The organism is Streptomyces sp. NPDC028722 (genome assembly GCF_040637655.1).
Lineage (GTDB): Bacteria > Actinomycetota > Actinomycetes > Streptomycetales > Streptomycetaceae > Streptomyces.
Genome location: NZ_JBEZWU010000076.1, coordinates 1 through 4,571, shown reverse-complemented (window position 1 = coordinate 4,571; position 4,571 = coordinate 1). Strand labels below are relative to the sequence as shown.

The following is a 4,571-nucleotide window of genomic DNA, read 5'->3' as shown; positions in this document are numbered from 1 at the left end:
AGGTCCCGCCAGGGCGAGTTGGTGCGGTACTTCCACGCGATAGCTTCGAGCGTGCGGCGGTGATCGGCCCACCGCCGTCCGCGGACCGGATCGGCTGGCATCAGCGGCTCGATCCGGTCCCACATCGCATCAGTGATCACTAACCGGACAGGCACATCCGATCAACTGATGAGCCCACCAAAGAGACACGGCCTAGCGCAGCTCCACCCCGGCGACACGGGGATCATGTCGGCTTGGCTTTGAACTGCCCGGCCGGACGTTACGTACCAGTCACTGCGGGCGGCACCGTGCCGCCTGGCGTACTGCCAGGGAAACGGGTCGGCGAGCACGCGCCGGTCGCAGGTTGCATCGTGCGGCGACCGCCGAGACATTGGTGGTGTGTGGTACACGGTGCCCACAGAAAGGGTCGAACAATTTTAGTGGCTTCGAGCCGTCCAGCCAGCAGTTCTCTCGACGGAGCCGCCCCAGCGGGACAGGAGGAGAGGACGAACCGGGCACGCGTCCGCCGGCAAGTACCGGGCCTGGATGGCCTCCGCGGACTGGCGGCACTGTATGTGGTCCTGTTCCACAGCTGGTTGTACACCTTCCCGGGCTTTCCCAACAGTTCGGCGCCTGCGTGGCTGGATGGGCTGAAGTTCGGGCGCCTCGCCGTCGTCTTCTTTCTGGTGCTGTCCGGCTTCTCCCTGGCGATCTCCCCCGCGCGTCACGACTGGCGGTCGGGTGGCGTCGGCGAGTTCCTGCGCCGGCGGGCCTGGCGCATCCTGCCTCCGTATTGGGCAGCGCTGACCTTGAGCCTGATCATTTCCTGGTTCGTGGTGTCGGCTTCGCACTACGGACGACCGACCGGCGCGTCAATCCTGGTGTACGGCCTCGTTGCTCAGGACATGTTCACCGCCCCTACACCGAACGGCGCGTTCTGGTCGATCGGAGTGGAGGCCGAACTCTATCTCCTCTTTCCGCTTTTCCTGTTGGTGCGGCGGCGGTTGAGCGCTACGGTACTGATCGCCTGCGTGACACTACCGGTGATTGCCCATGGGCTCATGGTGGCTGACGCATCTCCCGCGGAGGGCAACAACTGGCTCGCGCCACATCTCGCTCCCGTGTTCGTTGCAGGCGTGATCGGTGCAGGAGTCGTCGTTGCGTCGGAACGTGTGCAACGCCTGCCGTGGGGATGGTTCGCCGGACTGGCCGCCATGCCCGTCCTGGCTCTCGGCCTCATCCACGGTTCCGTTTGGACCGTGAACCACTATGCTTGGGTGGATCTCGCCATCGCTCCCGCCATGACGATGCTGCTTGCCGCGGTCGCCACCGGCAGGCCCGCCATCCTCGTACGGCTCCTGACCGCGAGCCCCATTCAGAGTCTCGGTAGCTTCTCCTACAGCCTCTACCTGATCCACCTGCCGATCGTCATGACCGTGATTCGCCGAGTAGCCCCGCATTTCGTGTCGCCCGGTCTGCCCACATTCTGGTTCACGCTTGTCCTGGCCCTGCCGGTTTCGGTGCTCGGGGCATGGCTGTTCTCCCAAATCTTCGAGATGCCCTTTAGGCAGAACAGATCCTGGAAATCCTTGATTGCGCAATGCCGTTCCCGGAGGTCCGGTAGGACTACGAAGGGCGGAAAGCGGCTTTGTGAGGAAACCGCACAGAACTGACAAAAAGCCAGTCCGTGCTATGACCGCCGGGCGGCCAGCACAGGGATAGCGAGCTGGAGCCCGCAAATGATGCTTCTGCTCGCCAGACAGGCCACCGTCCGCATGTTTTGGGTTGGGCGTCTGCCCGCCGTCGAGCGAGCACGGTGATGGTCAAGACTGCGTCATGTGACCTCAGCGGCTGAGAGCCCGGTCAGTCATCCCACGTAACAAGGAAGTACATAGAAGCGACTCCCGACGAAGGGTGAGCCCTTGATCCCGCAACGCATCGTCCTTGCCTCGGCCGCGGGGCTCGTCTCCGCTCTCCTGTTGGGAGCGTGCGGCTCTTCGAACGACAACGCGTCCGGCACCAGTCCCGGCAGCGCCGCCCCGGTCGTCACGGCCGCGTCGGATCCCGCGACCTCCGCACCGGCCGCCGGCGGCAACTCCGGGAGCGGAAACATGGCCGCGACCGCCATGGTGAGAGCCAAGGCGATGAAGGGCGTGAGCAGTGTGGTCACAGACGACAAGGGGATGACCCTCTACCGCTACGGCAGGGACCGGCCAGCTCCCTCCAAGTGGACGTGCGCCGGTTCGTGCACGCAGACGTGGATGCCCGTCATCGTGGACGACTCCGTACAGACCTCAGGCGTTAAGAAGAGCCTTCTCGGCACGGTCCACCGGAACGGCATGAAGCAGCTCACCCTCGCCGGCTGGCCGCTGTACCGATACGTGGGCGACACGAAGGCCGGCCTCATGAACGGCCAGGGCAAGGACAATGAGTGGTACGCCATCACCCCGTCGGGTGGCAATTCCGTGATGACGGGCTGACGCCCACCCGCCTGGTCATCGGGGGGAGTCCAGCCGCTTGTCGTGCGGCGGGCCACTGTCCGGCTCGCCGAGGCGACGGTGACCGTCCTGCTGCGAATCCGGCACCAGGCGGAGGAGGCCCGCGATCCGAATGATCGGCACGTCCGGGCAGGTGTCGAGCAGGTCGGCGAGCGCGGTGGACTCAGCGGCGTCGCTGTTCAGCCCCCAGCGGGCCTTATCGGCGATCCAGTCGGTGGCGAACTGGCAGCGGTACCTGGCGGCCGGCGGCAGTCACATGGACGGATCTTGGTCGGCCTTGGAGCGATGATCCGAAAGCCCTCGTGGCTGATGTCGTCGACCACCCCACAGCACCGCTTCCGCCTCGGGCGCGAACTCGAACACGGTGCCGGCGGCGGACAGCGTCACGATGTCCTCGCCGACATCCAGCACGGCGCGGGCGGTGGTCAGCCGCCCCCCAGACCGCCGTCGACGGGGACGGTGTCGATGTACGGCAGGCTCGGCACCATCCGGCCCACGGCCTGCCCGTCCAGGAGCACCTTTCTGAGTTTACTCAACTGATGGCCTGTCGGGTTGGATGAGTTCGTGACCTCGGGTGCGGCGGCGGTAGTGACAGCGGCGGGCTATGGCTTGGTGGCGGCGTCGCCATCGTGACCAGTTCAGCGAATGACGGCTGCACCGAAGGTAGGCGAGGGTCGGGCGGTCAGCTGCCAGGAGTCGCCGGATCTCTGCCACGGTGAGGGGGACGAGAGCGCCGGAACCGTTTCTGCTGCCCCTTTTGCCGTACTCACGGCGGCCATGGCGGCGAGGAAGGTGTGAGCGAGCATGGCCAGGGTGACGTGCCGGTACCAGCCCGGATACCGGCGAACCTCGTACTGGTCCAGGCCGCATTCGTTCTTTGCCGCCTGGAAGCACTCCTCGATCGCCCAGCGTGTCCCGGCCACGCGAACCAACTCGGCGACATCAGTGCCGACCGGGGCGTAAGCGAGCTAGTAGGCGAGCTCATCGGGGCGGCTCAGGCTGCGGCGAGCCAGTACCCACCGGTGGTGTGTGGGCTGCTCACCGTCAAAGTCGTCGATGGCCGACAGCCTGGCCGCGGCCCAGTCGTAAAGGCGGGGTCCTTTGGCTCCATCACCGCAGGAGTGCCGCTCCCAGGCATCATCGGGTGCCTGGCCGATGGCGAAGTCGACGCGGCCCAGAGCGTGGATGTGCTGGGATTTCGGTACGGCCAGCACGTAGCCGACGCCAGGCTCCTCCAGCATGCACCGCATGCGCCACTCCTGGCCGTAGGCAGCGTCGCCCGTCACCCAGGCGATGGGCAGCGGCGAGGCCAGCGCCCGCATGATCATGGCTTTCGCAAGATCGCCCTTGGTGGCGAAGGCGCGCTCGCCGGGGACCTTGGCCGCGGCGCAACGCTCCGGATCGGACGTCCAGGATTTCGGTAAGTACAGCTCCCGGTCCACCAGTGCACGGCCCTTGGACGAGGCATAGACGGCGAAGACGCCTATCTGGCAGTTCTCGGTGCGACCGGCGGTGCCGGAATACTGCCGCTGCACCCCGGCCGAGTCCGTGCCCTTCTTGACGAACCCGGTGTCGTCGACGATGAGGACACCTGCCGGATCCCCTAGCTTCTCTACGACGTATTCCTGCAGGTCATCGCGGAGGTCATCCGGGTTCCAGCAGGCCCGGCTCAGCAGGTGCTGTAGCCCGGCCGGGGTGCGGTGACCGACGTGCTCGGCCAGCTGCCAGCTGTTCTTGCGGCCCACGGACCCCAACAGACCGTGCACGTAGGCTCGCATCCGTCGCCGCAGATCCACCCGCCCGAACCGGTGACCGATCCGCACCAACAGCTCTTCCAGCTCCGCCGACCAGACGTCGGGCCGCACATCGTCTTGCATGACAAACACAACGCGCCGCCGCACCCGAGGTCACGAACTCACCCAACCTGACAGGCCATCAGTTGAGTAGACTCAGAAAGGTGCCCCTGACCAGCAGGGATAGCGAACTGCAACTGGAGTACTAAAGGGTGTTGCAGAAGGCCGTGATCACGCAGCCTGAAGCGGAGGCTGGGCCTGCCGGGTCACCCGGCGAGGGCGAGGTTGTGCATGCGGGCGA

At 66.0% G+C, this 4,571-nt stretch carries 4 protein-coding genes and 1 pseudogene; 2 read left to right on the top strand and 3 right to left on the bottom strand.

Annotated elements, in window-relative coordinates:
• The coding region (locus AB0F03_RS37775) for a transposase (protein WP_362000810.1) at positions 1 to 155 on the bottom strand (155 nt) is incomplete at its 3' end.
• Between the two features lie 366 nt (positions 156 to 521).
• Between AB0F03_RS37775 and AB0F03_RS37770 the strand changes: the two genes are divergently transcribed.
• Together AB0F03_RS37770 and AB0F03_RS37765 are read left to right on the top strand one after the other, a co-directional pair.
• Positions 522 to 1,652: an acyltransferase gene (locus AB0F03_RS37770; protein WP_362000998.1), complete on the top strand. Its 1,131-nt coding sequence runs from the start codon at positions 522 to 524 to the stop codon at positions 1,650 to 1,652.
• 249 nt (positions 1,653 to 1,901) lie between these two features.
• Positions 1,902 to 2,459 (top strand): hypothetical protein, encoded by a 558-nt coding sequence (locus AB0F03_RS37765; RefSeq protein WP_362000996.1) that lies wholly within the window; start codon positions 1,902 to 1,904, stop codon positions 2,457 to 2,459.
• Between the two features lie 270 nt (positions 2,460 to 2,729).
• Here the strand turns inward: AB0F03_RS37765 and AB0F03_RS37760 are convergent, their stop codons facing one another.
• Both AB0F03_RS37760 and AB0F03_RS37755 read right to left on the bottom strand, forming a co-directional pair.
• The gene (locus AB0F03_RS37760) at positions 2,730 to 2,888 is read right to left on the bottom strand and encodes a hypothetical protein (protein ID WP_362000994.1); all 159 of its coding nucleotides are present in this window, start codon (positions 2,886 to 2,888) and stop codon (positions 2,730 to 2,732) included.
• 227 nt (positions 2,889 to 3,115) lie between these two features.
• Positions 3,116 to 4,342: pseudogene (locus AB0F03_RS37755) on the bottom strand (IS701 family transposase).
• Between the last annotated feature and the right edge of the window lie 229 nt (positions 4,343 to 4,571).